At 34.1% G+C, this 17122-nt stretch carries 14 protein-coding genes; 1 reads left to right on the top strand and 13 read right to left on the bottom strand.

The features are described from left to right. Nucleotide 1: 1 nt before the first annotated feature. Both D0T08_RS06110 and D0T08_RS06115 read right to left on the bottom strand, forming a co-directional pair. On the bottom strand, nucleotides 2-1771 hold the full coding sequence (locus D0T08_RS06110) for a hypothetical protein (RefSeq protein WP_116981720.1): 1770 nt from the start codon (nucleotides 1769-1771) through the stop codon (nucleotides 2-4). A 38-nt stretch (nucleotides 1772-1809) separates the two neighbouring features. Further along, on the bottom strand, nucleotides 1810-5091 hold the full coding sequence (locus D0T08_RS06115; protein ID WP_116981721.1) for a caspase family protein: 3282 nt from the start codon (nucleotides 5089-5091) through the stop codon (nucleotides 1810-1812). 412 nt (nucleotides 5092-5503) lie between these two features. Between D0T08_RS06115 and D0T08_RS06120 the strand changes: the two genes are divergently transcribed. Beyond that, nucleotides 5504-6040 carry an IS5 family transposase gene (locus D0T08_RS06120; RefSeq protein ID WP_116981722.1) on the top strand — a complete coding sequence of 179 codons (537 nt, stop codon included), beginning with the start codon at nucleotides 5504-5506 and terminating at the stop codon, nucleotides 6038-6040. 533 nt (nucleotides 6041-6573) lie between these two features. Here the strand turns inward: D0T08_RS06120 and D0T08_RS06130 are convergent. From D0T08_RS06130 to D0T08_RS06180, 11 genes are all read right to left on the bottom strand, one after another. After that, nucleotides 6574-6774, bottom strand: coding sequence for a hypothetical protein (locus D0T08_RS06130; protein WP_147322719.1), 201 nt, complete (start codon nucleotides 6772-6774; stop codon nucleotides 6574-6576). Between the two features lie 35 nt (nucleotides 6775-6809). After that, a complete protein-coding gene (locus tag D0T08_RS06135) occupies nucleotides 6810-7100 on the bottom strand; it encodes a hypothetical protein (protein ID WP_116981724.1) in 291 nt (96 codons plus the stop codon). 302 nt (nucleotides 7101-7402) lie between these two features. Beyond that, nucleotides 7403-8119 (bottom strand): hypothetical protein, encoded by a 717-nt coding sequence (locus D0T08_RS06140; RefSeq protein WP_116981725.1) that lies wholly within the window; start codon nucleotides 8117-8119, stop codon nucleotides 7403-7405. Beyond that, complete coding sequence (locus D0T08_RS06145) at nucleotides 8103-8315, bottom strand: hypothetical protein (RefSeq protein WP_116981726.1); 213 nt, start codon at nucleotides 8313-8315, stop codon at nucleotides 8103-8105. Before D0T08_RS06145 ends, D0T08_RS06140 begins: the two co-directional genes overlap by 17 nt. A 26-nt stretch (nucleotides 8316-8341) precedes the next feature. Then, a complete protein-coding gene (locus D0T08_RS06150) occupies nucleotides 8342-8773 on the bottom strand; it encodes a hypothetical protein (protein WP_116981727.1) in 432 nt (143 codons plus the stop codon). A 4-nt stretch (nucleotides 8774-8777) separates the two neighbouring features. Further along, a complete protein-coding gene (locus D0T08_RS06155; RefSeq protein WP_116981728.1) occupies nucleotides 8778-9755 on the bottom strand; it encodes a hypothetical protein in 978 nt (325 codons plus the stop codon). 1 nt (nucleotide 9756) lies between these two features. Beyond that, nucleotides 9757-10041, bottom strand: coding sequence for a helix-turn-helix domain-containing protein (locus tag D0T08_RS06160; RefSeq protein WP_116981729.1), 285 nt, complete (start codon nucleotides 10039-10041; stop codon nucleotides 9757-9759). 138 nt (nucleotides 10042-10179) lie between these two features. After that, nucleotides 10180-11091 (bottom strand): hypothetical protein, encoded by a 912-nt coding sequence (locus D0T08_RS06165; RefSeq protein WP_116981730.1) that lies wholly within the window; start codon nucleotides 11089-11091, stop codon nucleotides 10180-10182. 8 nt (nucleotides 11092-11099) lie between these two features. Then, nucleotides 11100-12506: a site-specific integrase gene (locus D0T08_RS06170; RefSeq protein WP_116981731.1), complete on the bottom strand. Its 1407-nt coding sequence runs from the start codon at nucleotides 12504-12506 to the stop codon at nucleotides 11100-11102. Between the two features lie 418 nt (nucleotides 12507-12924). Beyond that, the gene (locus D0T08_RS06175; RefSeq protein ID WP_116981732.1) at nucleotides 12925-13746 is read right to left on the bottom strand and encodes a ceramidase domain-containing protein; all 822 of its coding nucleotides are present in this window, start codon (nucleotides 13744-13746) and stop codon (nucleotides 12925-12927) included. A 110-nt stretch (nucleotides 13747-13856) separates the two neighbouring features. Continuing rightward, nucleotides 13857-17111, bottom strand: coding sequence for a glycosyl hydrolase (locus D0T08_RS06180; RefSeq protein ID WP_116982019.1), 3255 nt, complete (start codon nucleotides 17109-17111; stop codon nucleotides 13857-13859). Nucleotides 17112-17122: the final 11 nt, after the last annotated feature.

Raw genomic sequence — 17122 nt, forward strand, 5'->3', positions numbered from 1 at the left:
TTCAGGAAATTAGCTTATTGAAATGATTGAATTGGTCATTGATGTCATTGAAAACAACCCGCATTTCTCTAGTATCTGAAATGATAAATGGCATATCTTTAGCCCATAGAGACTCATACGTATATTTATTATTGGCTATTGTATCAATATAAGAAATATGCGTAAGTGCCTCTTTTTCATACTTTATATTCTTATCAATTAGAAAGGGAGATAAATTCAGATATTGGTCTGATTCTATAGACTTCAAGGAATCTTCTAAATCAATTACCACATCCTGCGACACATCTCTGATCTTGGTCATTAATACTGAAAAACTATCTGGTGTCGATTCTATTTTTGCCCCCCCTTTTCTATCGTCGGTATCGATTATTTCTGAATCTTTCCATTCATATACTGATAACTCTAAACCAAAACGGGCTTTTGGATGGGTTCTGTTTTTATATACTGTAATGTTTTTAATAGAAAGAAACTGATAGTTTACAAGAAACAAATTCTGTCCTATCAGATCAACAAGCATTTCCTCAGCACTTTCGCACCACCGGTTTAACTGACTCTCTTTTAGATTAGAGTTATGAGTTATATCGTCATTAAGTTTCTCAAAAAATTTGGCTACTTCGTCAAGTACATCAATTTTGAGCTCTATTAACTCCTTTACAAAAAGCTTAGAGTTATCAATATTCAACGCCTTCAACCATGCGTTCAACCATTCTATACCCGCCTTCAAGGGCTTGATTTTATTAATTTTTTTAGAAACTGCTTCTTCAAAAACTAATTTTAATGGTTCAGTAGAGGTTTGCTTGTTTTTAACCAGAGAATCACGAATTAAAGATAAAGTAATACTTAATAATACTTCCTGAATAGTCTGGTAGAATTGTATACATTTCTCCAATCTAGTGATGGTTGGCTTATCGAACCGTTTACCTATATCAATAGTGCTATTGCCTGTTGACTCGGCACAAAGATCAAAAATCAATTTGCTGATAAACTGTGGAAATAACTTCCATATCTCGGCTCTAGCTCCTTCGTAGTCATTATAATTACAAACTTTGAGATTGGGTTTACATAAAGCCTCAAAGAGGCAATCTTTCAGGTATTCATTAGGTTCATAGTCACCACTGTTTTTAAATTTTTTAACTTCCTTGTAAACTGTCCAATGGTTGCTTGTTTCTTCATTCACTCTCAAAATCCAGATATTGTCTATCGTATTCGATTCGTCTAAAAACCTGCCTATCTGCTTATCACTTTCAATTTTACCTCCATTACCTCTATAACTTTCTGCTTTCTTTAGAGCTTCGTCAAAAGCTTTTTCGATGGTTTCTTCATCGAATAAGTTTTCAAACAGAACCTGAGAAAATGTACTGGCAGATAAATCGCCTACTGCCGACTCCGTCGCAATAACTATTGGTGTCTTAATCGCTTCAATAAACCTTATATGACCCTGTGAGTTGCAACCGTTTAAAATAACTAATTGTAGGTTTCCGCACTTTTCCAACTCATTAGCAAGACCTTTGGCAGACATTCTATGCTCTTCCGTCTCTATGCTAAGTCCGTCTGCATGCCCACTATACATAAACAGCACAATATGGTCTTTACATTCCTCTATCACTTCTCCAATATCAGAGATAGTTGCGTTTTCAACTACTCTTATTCTAAAATAATAGTCGTGCTTAGACAGAATTTTCCTTATTTTTTCAATTTCGACCTTTAAATATTCTAAAGGACGTTCCAGATTGTTGGCAAAAGCAACTAAGATTGTTGGCCTGTTATCCATTTTTTTATTAATAAAGGTCTGTTTTTTTTGGAGCTAAATTATTCTAACAACCATTTATGCATCATCTCAACACTACCTGATTCTTCATAATACAGCACGTGAGGGCAGCCAGGTTCTTCTTTAACCGGCTTTGGCGAGCGCATACCATCAACCCGTTTGATATCAGCAGTATAAACTGCTATATCATGTTCTTCCCCTTCATGAAATACATTACCAATACTTAGTAATAGTCTTTTTCCTGCTCGGTCAAACCATTTTTCACCATCAACTACATATTTATCAATGCGCCCCGCCAGAATATAATACGCAATATGGGGGTCGTTAGCAATGTTCAAATCTCTGATAAAACCAGAGGCGCGATCCATTTGCGCTAATGTGTGTGTAATTGTTGTACTTTTGCGTAAGACCACAATCAAACCTGCAGCCCAGGATAAATAGGGAGCGGCAAAGGCCAGTCCTAACCCAAAGGTGAGGGCATCTGAAGCAAAGGAAAGATAACCCGGTATTGCTCCCAGAGCAGACCCTCCATTGGGAGTTCCTGCCATAATCAATTTTTCAACCAATTTACCTTTCCCGAGTTTTTCAATCAGATAGCGTGACACCAATCCTCCCATTGAGTGAGCCACAATCGTTACTTTTTTACCTGAAGTCTCACTTATCCCAATATTAGATAGTTCATTAATCAGGTTAGCAGCAATCTCTTCTATGGGGGTGTTCAGACATTCATAGTCGAATGTCAGCGCCAGGTCATACTTTGCCTCTTTCTGTCTATCTGCCTTTACAACTTTACTGATAAACGGAATCATGGCTTCTGTATCGCCGATAATTCCATGAACCAATAATACAATCGTATTAGCTTCTGCTACTTTCTCTTTAATATCGTCAGTTGTCCGCTCTGCTTTTCCTTTATCAAAATCTATCCGGCGAAGTTGAAAATACTTGGAAGGATTTACCTTAAACACTATTTTCATCAGGCAGAATTTAATAGCTCTGCCGATACTTCTGGTTGTGATAGCAAAGCTTTGCTGAGGAGAAGCTTCAGGTAGTTGTTCGATATAAACCTCCCTTGATCCATTCTCAATAACCTTGCTTGAGCCCATCACAACTAACTCACTATCAACTATGGCAACCGGTACTACGAGTTCTTCCTCAGCAATTGTTTTATTGGTAATAGTCAGAATAAGAGGTGACTCTGGTGATACATCTCCTTCAATGTTTTGCAATTCGATAATTTGAGAAGAAAGAGACCTTGTGTTACCAACTAAATCGACGAGCGCAAATCCATGATTTTTAGCAGCACTTTCTGCTATAAACGTCGAACTCTGAGCGCTTCTGCCAGCGTCGAAAAACTGAGAAAATGTAACATCGGCTTTAAGATTCTTATGCGCTTGAAAACTAATATTATTCTCTGCAATGGTTAATGTTTCCGATGGTTTTATCTGATGCACAGATTTAATCATTCTCAGATTAATATCTTTAGCAACTACCCAATCTAAACTATTTGAATTATTCGGATTGGCTTCATCTATAAATTTGCCACCTCTGAAGGAGCTTCTTGGTTCTCCCTTCCCATTTTGTGAAAAATCAACATTTAAAGAGAAGTTACTCTGAATAAAAGCTGACAGGTCTATATCCTGTGTACTAGCTATTATTTTAAATAATCCATTACTTTCCGTATCGTTTTTCTGACTCTCAAAAAAACCTAATTTACTTTCTTTAACAAGGTATCCTTTTTCTCCGCTTGGAATAACCGTACTCGCTTTGTTCATGCTGATAATCCCATAAAGTGGCGAGACAAACACTGTATTAAAATACAGGCTTTTCGTTGTATTATTAATTACTTCGATATCATACTCACGAAACTCCGTATTTCCTTCACTATCAGTACCTAAGGGTATTTCTATCTTATTTTCTTTAAATTCCTGATATGCCACTTTAAAGATTACTTCGATAGTATCGGCCGGAATTTTTGATTTTGGATTCCGCAATTTCTTTAGGTTTTCCCAACGGGCAATTTTTTGTAAAGCCGAGTTTATGTCTTGACTATGTATGCTTTGCGCAATAAGTTTAATACTTAACCTATGCACAATTTTATAAAGAGCCCCTTCTTTCAATAGCCAGTAATCAGCCTGATCAGGATGTTCTGATGCATCATATTCAAATAAAGCAGTTAAACCTTCTACTGGTGCAAATGAATAAACAGAAGCATTTTTCAAGCCGCCAGCTACCTGAAGACCTATATAAGATTTCTCTGTATTCAAATTACTATCTATTCTTTTTAAAGTAGCTTCTTCGGGCTCAATATCATCCAATACGGCTTCAGCCATTTTATTACTCGCCTCTAAATTAGTTTCTGACGCTCCAAAAATCCAGATTTTAATAGTGTCTGCATTTTCGATCGGAAGCCCATGCAAAGCCCCCTTCCCGGCTTTCCATTGCTTTGCAGCTTTATTATAATAAATCGGGAAAGTTCGTATCCTATCCGAAATAGTATTGGTTAAAAATAAAGTATGCGGATTGAACTGATTAAAATATTCAAAGTTAGGATGCTGAACCCTCTGTTTATTTCTTACCTCTATAGAAATTTTTGAAAATAATTCGGCATAAGTAATTCCGCCTCCGGATACGTTTTTCAGACAGGCTACCAATGCACTGGTAAACACGCCATGACGCTCGTCATTTTCATACGCTTTTTCAGTATTTTGACAGGCCGACAATAATACATGAGTGGTACGTGGGACACTTATTTCACCAGTTTCCAGCAACTGTCGCTCGTAATATCCGTCCAGATAACTCTCTAAAAATCGCGTATTGGCATCTTTTGGAATCTGGCGTACAGCAGCCAGATGTACGGTGTCTCTTGTACCAGAACCCGAATGGCAGGAATCCAGACATACAACAATCTGTTGGGTCTTTTTGCCTATTTCAGCCAGCAAAACGGCCAATTCTTTATCTGCCAGATCAGACCCGCCTGCTTGTCGGCTATCATAGCAAACTAATGTTTCGTTTTTCCGGCTCGGCTCTATTTCCCAGAAAGCCTGAGGGGAGTTTTCGGTAGAGCCATGCCCTGAATAGTAGAATAAGACCGTATCCTGCGCCGAAGCCTTGGATAAGTGAGTTCTGAAAGCATCAATAATAGCTTTTCTTGTAGCTTTTTCGTTTGAAAGCGTTTGTATAGCAGGCTGTAAATGGCTATATTTTTCCAGCAGGATTTTTTCTATTGACAGAATATCGTTTACACAACCACTCAGTTGTGGAATGCCATCAGGGTATTTGTCAATGCCCACAAGTAGAGCAAAGAATTTTTTCGGATTTGTCATAGCGGCTAATTAGGTTGATAGAAACAAATTTTTACGGAGGTTGCAGGTAGTATATGGTAATGCCATTATACTCTTTTGAGATATGAGTTTGACATCAAATTCTTAAATGTAAGAAAATTTAGGATAAATAAGATATCAATACTAGTGTTTTTATTATTCGGTCAAATAAATGTTGGTTATTAATTAAAGCTTATATTAAGTTATCGAATATTATTATAATTTATCATGTTTGACAACTAAGTTTATAGAATATAAACCTTTAAATATTTGCAGATAAGTAGTTATAAAACTGATATTAAAAGCAGAGTAGCAGTAACTTTAAATAATGGATTAGACGCATTTTAGAGGATGTTTAAATTTTGAAGAAAGGGCATCAGTTGCTTAAATTTAAAGCGACCAAACTCAAAATTTAATGCAAACTCAATTCGAGGAATTGACTGATGCCCAATGGCAAGTTATTAAAGAAATTTTAAAGGATACTAGAAAACGTAAACATAATTTAAGAGATGTTGTAAATGGAATACTAGAAATTCTTCGGACAGGAACCCAATGGAGAAATCTAAATCATTCCAAATTAACCTGGCAAGTTATCTATTATTACTTTCGCAGATGGAAAGCAAACGGAACTTTAGAGAGACTCAATAGTTCTCTAAATGCAAAAGAGAGAACACGTCAAAACAAAGAAGCAACACCAAGTTTATTATGTATTGCTAGTCAGTCAATTAAATCAGTTGCTTTTATAAGTCAACATAAAGGTATTGATGTCAATAAACTTATTAATGGTCGAAAAAGGCACCTTATTGTTGATACACTTGGCTTAGTGTGGGGAGTGATTGTACATGCAGCAGATATCCATGATGGGACAAAGGCTCATCTATTGATAGAGCATTGTTTAGGTTATTTAAAAAGAATGAATCGGATCGCCGAAGCGAAAAGTACTAGTCGATGATGCTTACAAAAAGGTTTTTTACGATTGGGTTCAAAATAATATTATTGGCTTAGAAGTAGAGTTCGCTTCAAAGCCACCCACAGAAAGAGGGTTTGTTCCTGTAAAGTGGAGATGGGTTAATGAAAGAACTTTTGGATGGCTAAATTTCTTCAGAAGGCACTCAAAAGACTATGAAAAAACCACTAAAAGTGCAGAAGCTTGGATTTTGTGGGTCAATTGCCAAATAATTCTCAACCGATTATGAAAAATGACAAATTTAATTTTTAAACATGTTCTTACTTGTAGCTTCGAATAAGGAAGAATCTAAATTATTATTTTAGCGTTGATTATATGATAATTTTATGAACATTTTAGTCTTTTAAACCATTACTTATAAACTATTCAAAACCCTTTATTGTAAGCTGTCGTTTTAAAGAAGTCAGCATTTTGTTCAAATAAGTAGGGCTGATTAATATATATTTTTCATTTGGAAAATATATTTACAACCTCTTTTGCCCTACTTTTTAAGTAATTAATTCAAATGGTTGTTTAATTTATTTAATCATTTCAGCAATCATTCCCTCAAACTTGCCTGTAGATTTTACATCTAAGTAAAGAGTTCTTGAAGCAGTATATTGAGAAGGAGGGAAATAGCGGCTTGCAGTTAAGTTGGTTATATTAATATTTATAACAGTTTTATTATTTTCTGGCTTTACTCTGACATTCCAGCTACCTGTTATTTTTTCTGGAATCATTGTTTCTCCTAACCCATTCATTAATGTACTGCAAACTACCCAAGCATTCGGTTTTTGAAGTTTCCACCTGTTGTTTCAAAAGTATAAGATTTTAGAAAAGAATAATCATCAGTTACTATTAATCCACTTGACTTATCAATTATCTTAATTGTAATTCCAGAAGTGGCAAAAATATCTATCACTTTTGACCAAACATCTTCGACTGATTTTTCAGAATATACCGTGAAAGGTTTCTCTAAATAAGCTCCTTTTATAGGTATACTTTTAGGCCCAGTGCAAGAAAATAAAGCATAAGATAGAAAAAGAAGAGTAAGCATTTTTTTCATTTTGTAATTGATTTATAATTAAACATTAGATTTTACCACCCATATTGCAAATAAAAAAGCGTGAAACGCTGCCGCTACTTGCATCCTGAGGGGGTCGAATCCCTGTTACACAAAGTAGAGAACAGCGTCCACGCATACGGTGGACGCTTGGCTCAACTACCCCTGTGTAACTTGAATTTTCGACCTTTCAGGATACAGGTTTGTTTCGCTAAACGCTAAAAACTAATATGTCTTTTATTACTATTTTTTACTCTATAGCTTAAAATTTTATAACACTAACACAAAAATAAAATTTCTCAGGATTAAAATACGAAATAATTTCTAAATTCGATAGAATAATCTTTATCTATTTCTATTTCATGATAAAAAATATTACTCCTTGCAATTTGAGCACGTTTATTACAATCTTCAGCAGTATCTTTTAAAAAATTATTATATGCTTCAATATCAAATTCCATTTCTGATAGATACTCTTCTATAGCATTTATTGCAGATTTTACTTTTATTAATGACTTAATAGCCTCTTCTCTATAACTTTTTCTTTTACTTATTATTTCCATATCATCAGTATACTCTATATCAAAAAAACCATCCTCACTTTGTATTAAACTACTAAAAGCAAGAGTAGTATTGATGCTTTCACATTCATACTTTTCAACTTTTAGATTAGTTATTAATTCACAATATACTCGATTTATAGTCTCTAGCAGTTGTCGGTGGTCTTGATGTATCGCATATAGTAAAGGCAGTGATGCAGCTAAAGCTACAAATTCTAAATGCAAGACTGCTAGTTTACCTATTGCGACAATAGAAGCATCATATGCATTATAGTATTTATGGAATAATATCATTTCATCTTTTTTTTTGAAACTATTACGAAGACGTTGTTGCTCTTCTTTTGTTAAAAAGCCTTTTACTCCTGGTCGCTTATCAATTGATTCTATGAATAAATTTTCGAAGTATAACAAGACTCTTTGTTTAGCTGAACCTCTTGTTAAAATGTTATTTATATTCTTCATTTTTATGTAAAATTGATTCTATCGTTTCAAGTTTTTTTTCTAAATCAGTTATCTGAATAGCCTTTAGAATAGAGTTTAGTAAAAATGATTCTTTATATGCTATTGAATGAGTTATTTCACCCTTTTTATATTGTATATATATTTTCAATAGTAATTGTTTTATATCACTTGCTTTAAGAGAATTTATTTCATTCATGGTTCAAAATCAGTTCAAAAATGGTTTTATGTTTCTTTTTTAGAAAGCCTTGAAATGAATTTTTCTAAATCTAATCTTTCAGTTTTCTTTTCCTGAATTTCACTTTCAGTGCTAAATTTAGGTTCTATATACTCCTCCTTTAGTAAGGAATAGTACTTTAGCAGAAATTCTAATAATTTTTCAGTTGATATATTAGCAAAATTTCTTTTTGCTAATTCTTTCTTTATTACAAGCAAAACTTCTCCAAATAATTGTAAACGGCTCTCTTGAAGAAGAAAATACTTCTCATATAGACTTTCTAATTGTAAGGCTTTGCAATTAGAAATCTCTTCTGCTAACTCTTTATTCCATTCAAGAAGAGTGCCTTTAGCCTTATTCAATTTTTTGGCAATTTTGTTAAAAGAACATCCTTCTGCTCTTAATAAAATAAATTGCTCTTTTATATCTTTTTCTTCCATAGGACTAGGAAATTTGTCCCGTTTCTACCATGTATTTAAAATGTAGATTCGGGACATTTATACTACTTTTAATGTTTGAAATCTCTGAATTATCTGATAGATATAATTGGGATACTTTTAATGATTTCTTTAATATACTTTGCATTGCTATTTCTTGAAAATTAATTCCAACCCTATGATCTTTTAGTAACTCAAAGAAGTTCTTTTTGAATCTTTGTCTTTGTTTCTTCATTTTTTCGTTTTCACTTTTCCCAATCCACGTATTTATATTACTTCCTTTAAAAAAGACAGCTTTTTCTATTATTGATAGACTTGAAACTTCTATTCTGTTATCACCAAATAAAATTTCATTAAAAGTTAAGACTAAAATTTCTGCTAGTTTCGGGTATATATTACTGTTAAGTAAGTCTGATAAAGAGTTAATAGGTAAATTATATCTTTCAAAATATTGCTTTTTCTTTACCTTTATTTCGAATCTCAACAAATTATGAGGTAATCTGTTCTGCTTTCCCTTATCATATAATTTGATATTAAATTGGCTCATTTTTGCCTCATAATAATCTATTGTATCTTCAACTTTCTTTTCAAAGCAATTGCCCTTATATGTAAGTAAGTTTTCCAATAGTAATGCAACTTTAAAAGGCAAACTAATATTAACCCCAAATTCCAAATTGTGAATTTCGGTCTGGTTTAAATCAATTTCAAAATCACAACCTAATTCCTTTATTGTATTAATACAGTTAATGCAATAAAAATCATCAAAATTATAAAGCCCTGAATTAAAGTATTTGTGTATACTCCCTCTCAATTGTATTAATCCTTGTTTATGAATAAATTGTAGTCCTTTATAATTTACGTAGTCTTTACATACTGCGCCAGTTTGTGTCTGGACCTCCATTTTCCAGAACTTTTTCAGAATTGAATTATTTAATAACAATTCTGCATCGGTTTTTACGCAAAGAGATTTTATTCCATCAATCATATTATCTCCTATTAATGAGTTTAGGACTCTCGAGAAGTTCGGAATATTTAAACCGCTTTAAATTTCCAATTCGATATGACTTAAGAATCTGGGCTTTTTCCCAAGCCCAGATTGAAACAGTCGAAACTCCAAAAAGCTCAGCAGTTTGTTTTACATCCAGGAATTTTTCTTCAGGCGGTATTGATGATTGAGATATAGATTGAGGCTTTAAATCTACTAAAGTACTTTCTATTGATTGAAGCTTTTCAAAGATTACTTCATAGGGATTTAAGAATGTGTGCTTCATATAATTATTAATTAGTGAAGCACAAATTAAGATACATTAAGGTATTTAAAACTAATATTTTAATAACTTAATAGTGCAATATTTCAGTGAAAAAACAGGGGGTAATTGTCTGATAGTGAAATGGTTATGTAGATTGGTTTATTTTTTTAATTTTTCACTTAATTCTTTAAAAATTAATTCTCCATTTTTAATTTTTTCATAAATAATCATGCCATTACGTTCTGAATATTTAGATTTCTTACTAGCCATATTGACTGCTTGGGTAGTAGTTATTCCTTCATTTAAAAATTTAAGGAAATTTATACAAAAGCTTTTTTGGCGTGAATTAGGTAGTTTAGATTTTACCTGTTTAGAAATAGGATTTAATGATATATCATTTACTGGTAATACATTTTTTATATTGTATATGGCTTTTTCTAAAAATAGTACATATTTTGCTTTGTCCCATATTATTGCAAATTTCCGTAAAGCGTCATATTTCTCAGGCCTGTTAAATTTAAATAATAGCTCATGAAGAGGTTGATTTGCCATTAGTTTTTCAAATAAACTATTGTCAAAATTATATAAATAAGGCCTTCTTAAAACATCTTGTAAATCCTGTTTCTGTAATTTTAATTCATTTTCTATAATTACTTTAAAATTATTATCCTTTAATCTTATTTTTAGATTTTCAAGTAATTTTTCAAATGAAGTAATAATAATTCTTCTTTTATTTGATTGAGTATTTTTTTCATTTTCAGGTAATATTATATCAAAAGATTCACCTTCCCAATCTTTACATTCTTTTCTTAATAACCACTCTTGATAATAATGAATCTCATTATCTGAATTTGGAAAACATGGTAACTCTGCTGTATCTATTTCTTGGAAAAAACTTTGGGAAGATGAATCAAGCGGAATCTTATTTTCATGCCAAAAATTACATTTTTCTTCTAAACTTTCTTTTTGGTTATAAAATGTGATTTTCGCTGCCAAGTCGTTATATTTTATATCTTCTTCTTTTATTGCATTTAGGAGAGATAATTCCACTATTTTTTCTATTGTTTCCATAGGTAAACTTACAAATGCTTTCTTACGATTTCAGCGTGTTTAGTTTTAGAAGTTTTTATATACTTCAGAAATGATTTTTCCGTTTTATGTCCTGTTATTTGCATTAATGAATAAGCGGGAGTGCCTCTCTCATATGCATTAGTTGCAAACGATCTGCGTGCTGTATGACTTGATATTAATTGCCATTTAGGAATAACTTCTTCAAATTGTTTTCCTCCCTTTGTAAGGGCCCTTATTTGAGGTTCTTTGAGGGCTTCAACCATTACTGCAATCTCTTTAATATAATCATTGAACTTTTGATTGCTAATTGCTTCTGGAAGATGGTTATTATACTTTTTTAGAAGTGTGACTACGGTATCATTTAAAGGTACTATAACTTGATTTTTAGTTTTGAATTGAAGAATATCAAGGATTAAACCATTTTCTCTATATTTGATATTCTCAGGTTTAATATCAGTAAAATCTGAGAACCTTAATCCCGTATTAGCGCCTACTATAAACAAATCTCTTACTTTCTCTAATCGTGGAATTTTACTTAAATCTAAGTCATATAAGGATTTTAATTCATCTTCTGTAAGAGCTATGCTATGAGATTCAGTTTCAACTACTTTAAAAGCTTTTGATTGAAATTTGAGGTTTGTATTAATACCATTTTCAGTCGCTTCTCTTAAAAAGGTTTTTAAAGTTGAAACGTGTTTCCCCATTGTAGCAGGTGCATAATCTTTCACCTTAGCCATATATGAATTAAAATCTTTGTAGAAGTCTATATCTATTGTGTTAAAATCAATAGTACGTTTATAACCTTTAGCGAATTCTTGTAAAATACTTTGAGTAGTGCGATAACGTTTAATAGTTCTTTCGTTTACGTTGGCCCCGTCAATTAACCGCCTGCCTTTTATTGAATCTTCAATAAAGGATTCTATGTAATTAAATAAAGTAAGACCTTTTGCGGGAGGTCGAAGAAAGGCTTCTATTTGATTGATTAAATCTTCTTTAGATAGTTTCTTCTTTTTGCTCCTAGAGTTGATTATAATGCCATTTATAAATGAATTAAGATCAGATGCAAATTGCTCAATTTCATCTTTCCCATTAAGGTAGTTTTCAATTTCTACTTTTAAAACCTCTTTTTCTAAATTTGATTTAGTATTAACAAATTCCGCTAAGCTGTATAGGTAGTTATTAGTAAAACTAATTATGTCGGTTTCCTTAGACTTTCTTTGTAATATATTCGGTTGCAAATTGAGTTCCGGTAGAGCCACCTGCTTAATTTTACTTTTGTCAAAGTCCCAATGTTTAGGTAGTACTTTTATACCAGTGGGTACAATTAACTGGTCTGTACCGTATTTCAATCCAATATAAATAATTTGTGGTTTCTTGTCATTTGCTTTACGTAAACGAAAAAATGCAGTAGCCATTATTATTTAAGTAAGTAGTTTGTAAATCGTTATTACAAATATACATATATCTTTAAATGGTTACGCAATGGTTACGCAATTTTCTTAATAAAAACTATATTTACTTTAATGTAAATTAATGGGAAAGAAGAGAGGTTTTAATGTAAGTGATTTAAAATCAATGGTTTATAGTTGCAAATCAAGTGTTTGCAAGTGAAGAGTATTAAGAGGGTGCTAGCACTGTTCCCGCTACACTGATAATCAGGCAGTTACATTAAATGTGACTGCCTTTTTTGTTTGGTACAACATAGGTACAACAATTTGAGATTTTTCCATCCCTTTTTTATGCAAAACTTCTTTCCTGTATTACATACTTTGTACTTAATATTTGCGTGAAAAAAGCAGCAAACTAACTATATATCCACTTTTTCATTTATTTCTAACTCTTATTAAACCTAAAAAAAGCATAACTACAAAAACTACTCAAAGCAGTTAAGAAATGCCATAAAGCATGCCCCTGATACCATGAATAAGGATTACAATCTATTTTCTGGACATCCAGGGTACGGATTTTTATAGCTACAATAATTAATACAAAACTCAGAATGGCTAATAGAATGGAACGCTCTTTTCGGAATTGAAAATAATTAATCACATTCATAATAGTCAATGATAAAATCATGGCAGGTAACAAAATCGAACTGGAAATCAGTAAGGCGATTTTAAAAAATGCGATGATAAATACTACCAATGAGCCAATCCAAATGTATTTGGCAGTATCAGATAAATGTATTTTATGGAAAATCTGATAAATGCCAATGCTTAATAATGTAATTGAAACGCCGTAAGTCCCGTTCATATCTACTCTCTGCCCTATATAGGTAAGAGAGGCGTGAAAAAAAGCGCTACCAAAACTCAGATAAATAAAGCAGAGGCCCGTTAATGCTGATAGTAATGGGAATTGCTCCATCCTATTCAGCAATTTTTTATTTTGGTTTTTATAATCTTCCCGCGCAATCTGAATAAGCAAAATGCCAAAAAAGAAATAGGATAGATTAGAATAGGTATTTATGCGTTGATGGAAAAATTGAGTTAGGTTATTGAACTCACAATATTCAACCGTTAAGGCAGATTTGCTGATAGTCATCCCATCCCAGATATTAGCTGATAGAAAAGAATTAAGCCCTATCCAAATCAAAAGCATCCCTGCTGTGAAACAGACTGATTTAATTAATAGTTTGTTAAATAAATGCTTCGACATGGAAATTGTTTAAGGTTATGGTAGGTAGTATTTAAAAAAGAGTATTCACAAAAAATCCCTAAAAGGTATTAACAATTCAGGGATTTTCCGATTTAATATTTAAAGCGCCTTTATTTATTGAAATAGAGGTTAACTGGACTTAATAATCCTGATGGTAATAATTGTCCATCCTTTCTATAAAAAGGCATGGTAGTAAACGTGGTTTTCTTGGCATCAGGTTGGGCATCACCAATCAGTCTGTTCACCCAAAGGTTGGTAACCTTAATCTGGATATTGTTTTCGCCTGCCTTTACAGCTTCCGTGATATCCAGTTTAAATGGTTTTTTCCAGGCTGTGCCTACATTCCTGCCATTTACAATTACTTCAGCTATATTCTTCACATCACCCAAATCAATAATATATTTGCCTGATTTATCAACTGCTGGCAGGCTGAATATATTTTCGTAAGTAGCTGTTCCTGAAAAATACTTAATATCTACATCTGCGTTTTCAGACCAGGAATTAAGGTTTGCAAAATCAACCTTTTTATTGTTGAAGTCTACTTTCCATGTGCCTGAAATTGGTGAAATTAATTTATCATTGGTTGCGGCTTTTGTATAACTCTTAGCTGCAGCACTACCTTTGAAAACAATAAAGTAAGCGTCCCATGATTCAAATTTCAACGGAATAATAGTCCGACCGTCTACTATTTTATAGGAAACCCGTTCTGTTTTTCCGGTTTGAGGATTCCACAATTCCGGTACTTTTCCACTTACTCTGAAACTTACCTCTGCATCAGTTGGCTCTGCTCCACGGTTATCTAACCAATAAATATCCTGGTAGCCACTCTGACGGTGACGGTAAAGTATTTTATTCTTTGCTCCACTAATGATTACATCGGGCTTTAAATTGACTTTATCAAAGGTTGTTACATTAGGCTTAGACCAGATTTCATTAGCTAGTTTTTTAAATTCGGAATCATTATCACTTAAACTTGGTGATTTTTCTGGCTTTTCTCCGATTACTTTTGCTCCGCCATCTACCAAAGCTTTAATTTTTTTCAGAACTGATAAGGTCATAGCCTTTGTAGATTCATCCAACATCAATACTTTATAGGTATTTCCACTATTAGCTACTAGCTGACCATTTTTAGCTTGTATGGCATTTAATAAAGCCGATGAGTTTACATAGTCATACTCAAATCCTGCAGGAATATCAGGTAGTTTTTCTCTGCTAACCCATGTGATATTGGTATTTTCACCATAGAGATATAAAATATCAGCCACGTTTTTGCCTTGTTGAAGCAAATAGCAACTTCTGCCTAGATAATCCATCCAGGCTTTTGCTCCTGCTCCCGCCCATGTTTCCTGACGGGTAAAATACTGTCCGAATGGGCCAAGAGAGAACCCTGGTTTTTTATCATCAAGTGGCTGATGCACTGAGGTATGAATGACAAAACGATTTAAGCCAGATGCCATTTCAAGGTCAGCGGTGCGTTTTAATTTTTCTGGATGCCATGAAAAAGCATTTTGTACCGCAGTCATGGATTCGGCAGCTACGAAAGGTTTCCCATAAATATTGGCCACTGAAGCTGACTCCCGAATATCTGCTTCACTTCGTACTTCCTCATTTGCTCCTCCTGCTAAACTACCCGGCGTCCACATAGCAGACATAGGAACTTCTGCATTGCGTTTAACATCCATACCATCAGCCAGATAAATACGTTTACCTTCATGTGATTCGGTATAACGCTTCATGCCGCGTTTATGCAATTCTTCGCCTATCACATCGTAATGATTCTCCGCTATTAATTCGCCAACAGTTTTACGGAAATCCCATAAGAACTTCTCGGTATCTTCTGCACTTTTCACGACTCTGCCTGTTAAAGCCGGAATCCATTTGATTAAATCATACCCTCGTCGTTTTTTAAATGCCTCAGGAAACGCCTTAGTCCAGTTCATGTGGCCGGCCTCGTAACTGTCTAAAACCATATATTGCAAGCCCTTAGCGCCCATCATACCACCTGTAGCATCTTTATACATATCCAGATAGGTATTGATATATCTCCTTACGGCGTCTTTGTCTAATTTATCTACCTCTAAGCCCGTTGCTTCCGGCGAGGCAGGGTGGTTTTGACGACCTGTCAATGAATAGCCCAAACGGACAATCATCCAGTTTCCTGCGGGGGGCGTCCAGTTTAAGGTACCATCAGCGCTCATTTTAGCGGTTATATCAATAATGTCGGCTGCGGCAATTGCATCCGAATTATCAGGCAGATAGGATGCTGTGGTTTCTGTCCATGGCAAAAAACCTGCTTTATCTTCGGCTTTATCAATGCGGCTAGTAGTATATAAAACGAATTCAGCTACGCTTACACCTTCAGGCCGTGGAGGTGGTGCATTACCTCCCATCATAGCTGCAAATCCGGCAGAGGCTGCCAGGGTTTTATACACAAATCGAAAATATTTTGCTGTAGTTGGCGGAAAGCTAACCGTAGTTTGTGGCACAGCACTACCATGTATTTTAGTGACTTCTCTGAAATTAACTCCGTCATCACTTACCTGTAAAGACCTGTTTTCAGGACTGCCATTAAACTGTTCTAAAGGACCATGATTAGCCCCAACGACTGACAAAGCCCTGAAAGTTTGCGGCGAATCGAATTCATACTGAATCCAGATATCTTCGTCTATGGCTTTAGGTGGTAATGGTGTTGATTTGCTTAAATCACCATCAGTCAGTTTTTTGAGGTCAAATTCTCCTCCACTTGATGTCACTTTTGGATTGAGTTCTGCCAAAGTTTTTTCTTTAGCAGGAATCCGGTAAGCAATTACTAAGGCATCTCTATAAAAATCAGGTTTTGTCCCTACAAATCCCCCTGATAAACCCTCACCAAAAACCTCAACATTCTGAAAATTACTCAGAGCACCGGAAGGTTGTGGTAATTTGCCTGCAAAAGGTTTTCCGCCTTCAAGTTTTAATTCTGTCCAGACATATTTTTTCATGCCGTCTTCCGGCTGTACCCAAGGGCCACCTGTTACACTCCAACCGGGAGAGCCTGCAATGGCCATTTCAAGACCGTTTTTATCGGCATGCTCTGTTGCGAATTTGAATGCATCTTTCCAGTCAGGCTGCATGAATACCAACTTCTTAGGCACCACTACTGGTGTGAACAAATTGGCATCAAAATTCTGAAAGCCACCGATACCTACCTTTTTCATCCAATCCAGGTCTTTTTTAATACCGTCTTTGGTGATATTCCCATTCATCCAATGCCACCAGACTCTTGGTTTGGCCGCATCAGGAGGGGTTTGAAAGTCTCTCAATTGTTGACTTTGGGCAAAAGCCAGACCCGGAATAAGGAGAGTAACAAGTATAATTTTTTTCATACTCATAAAAT

The sequence above is a fragment of the Emticicia sp. C21 genome (assembly GCF_003418935.1).
Lineage (GTDB): Bacteria > Bacteroidota > Bacteroidia > Cytophagales > Spirosomataceae > Emticicia.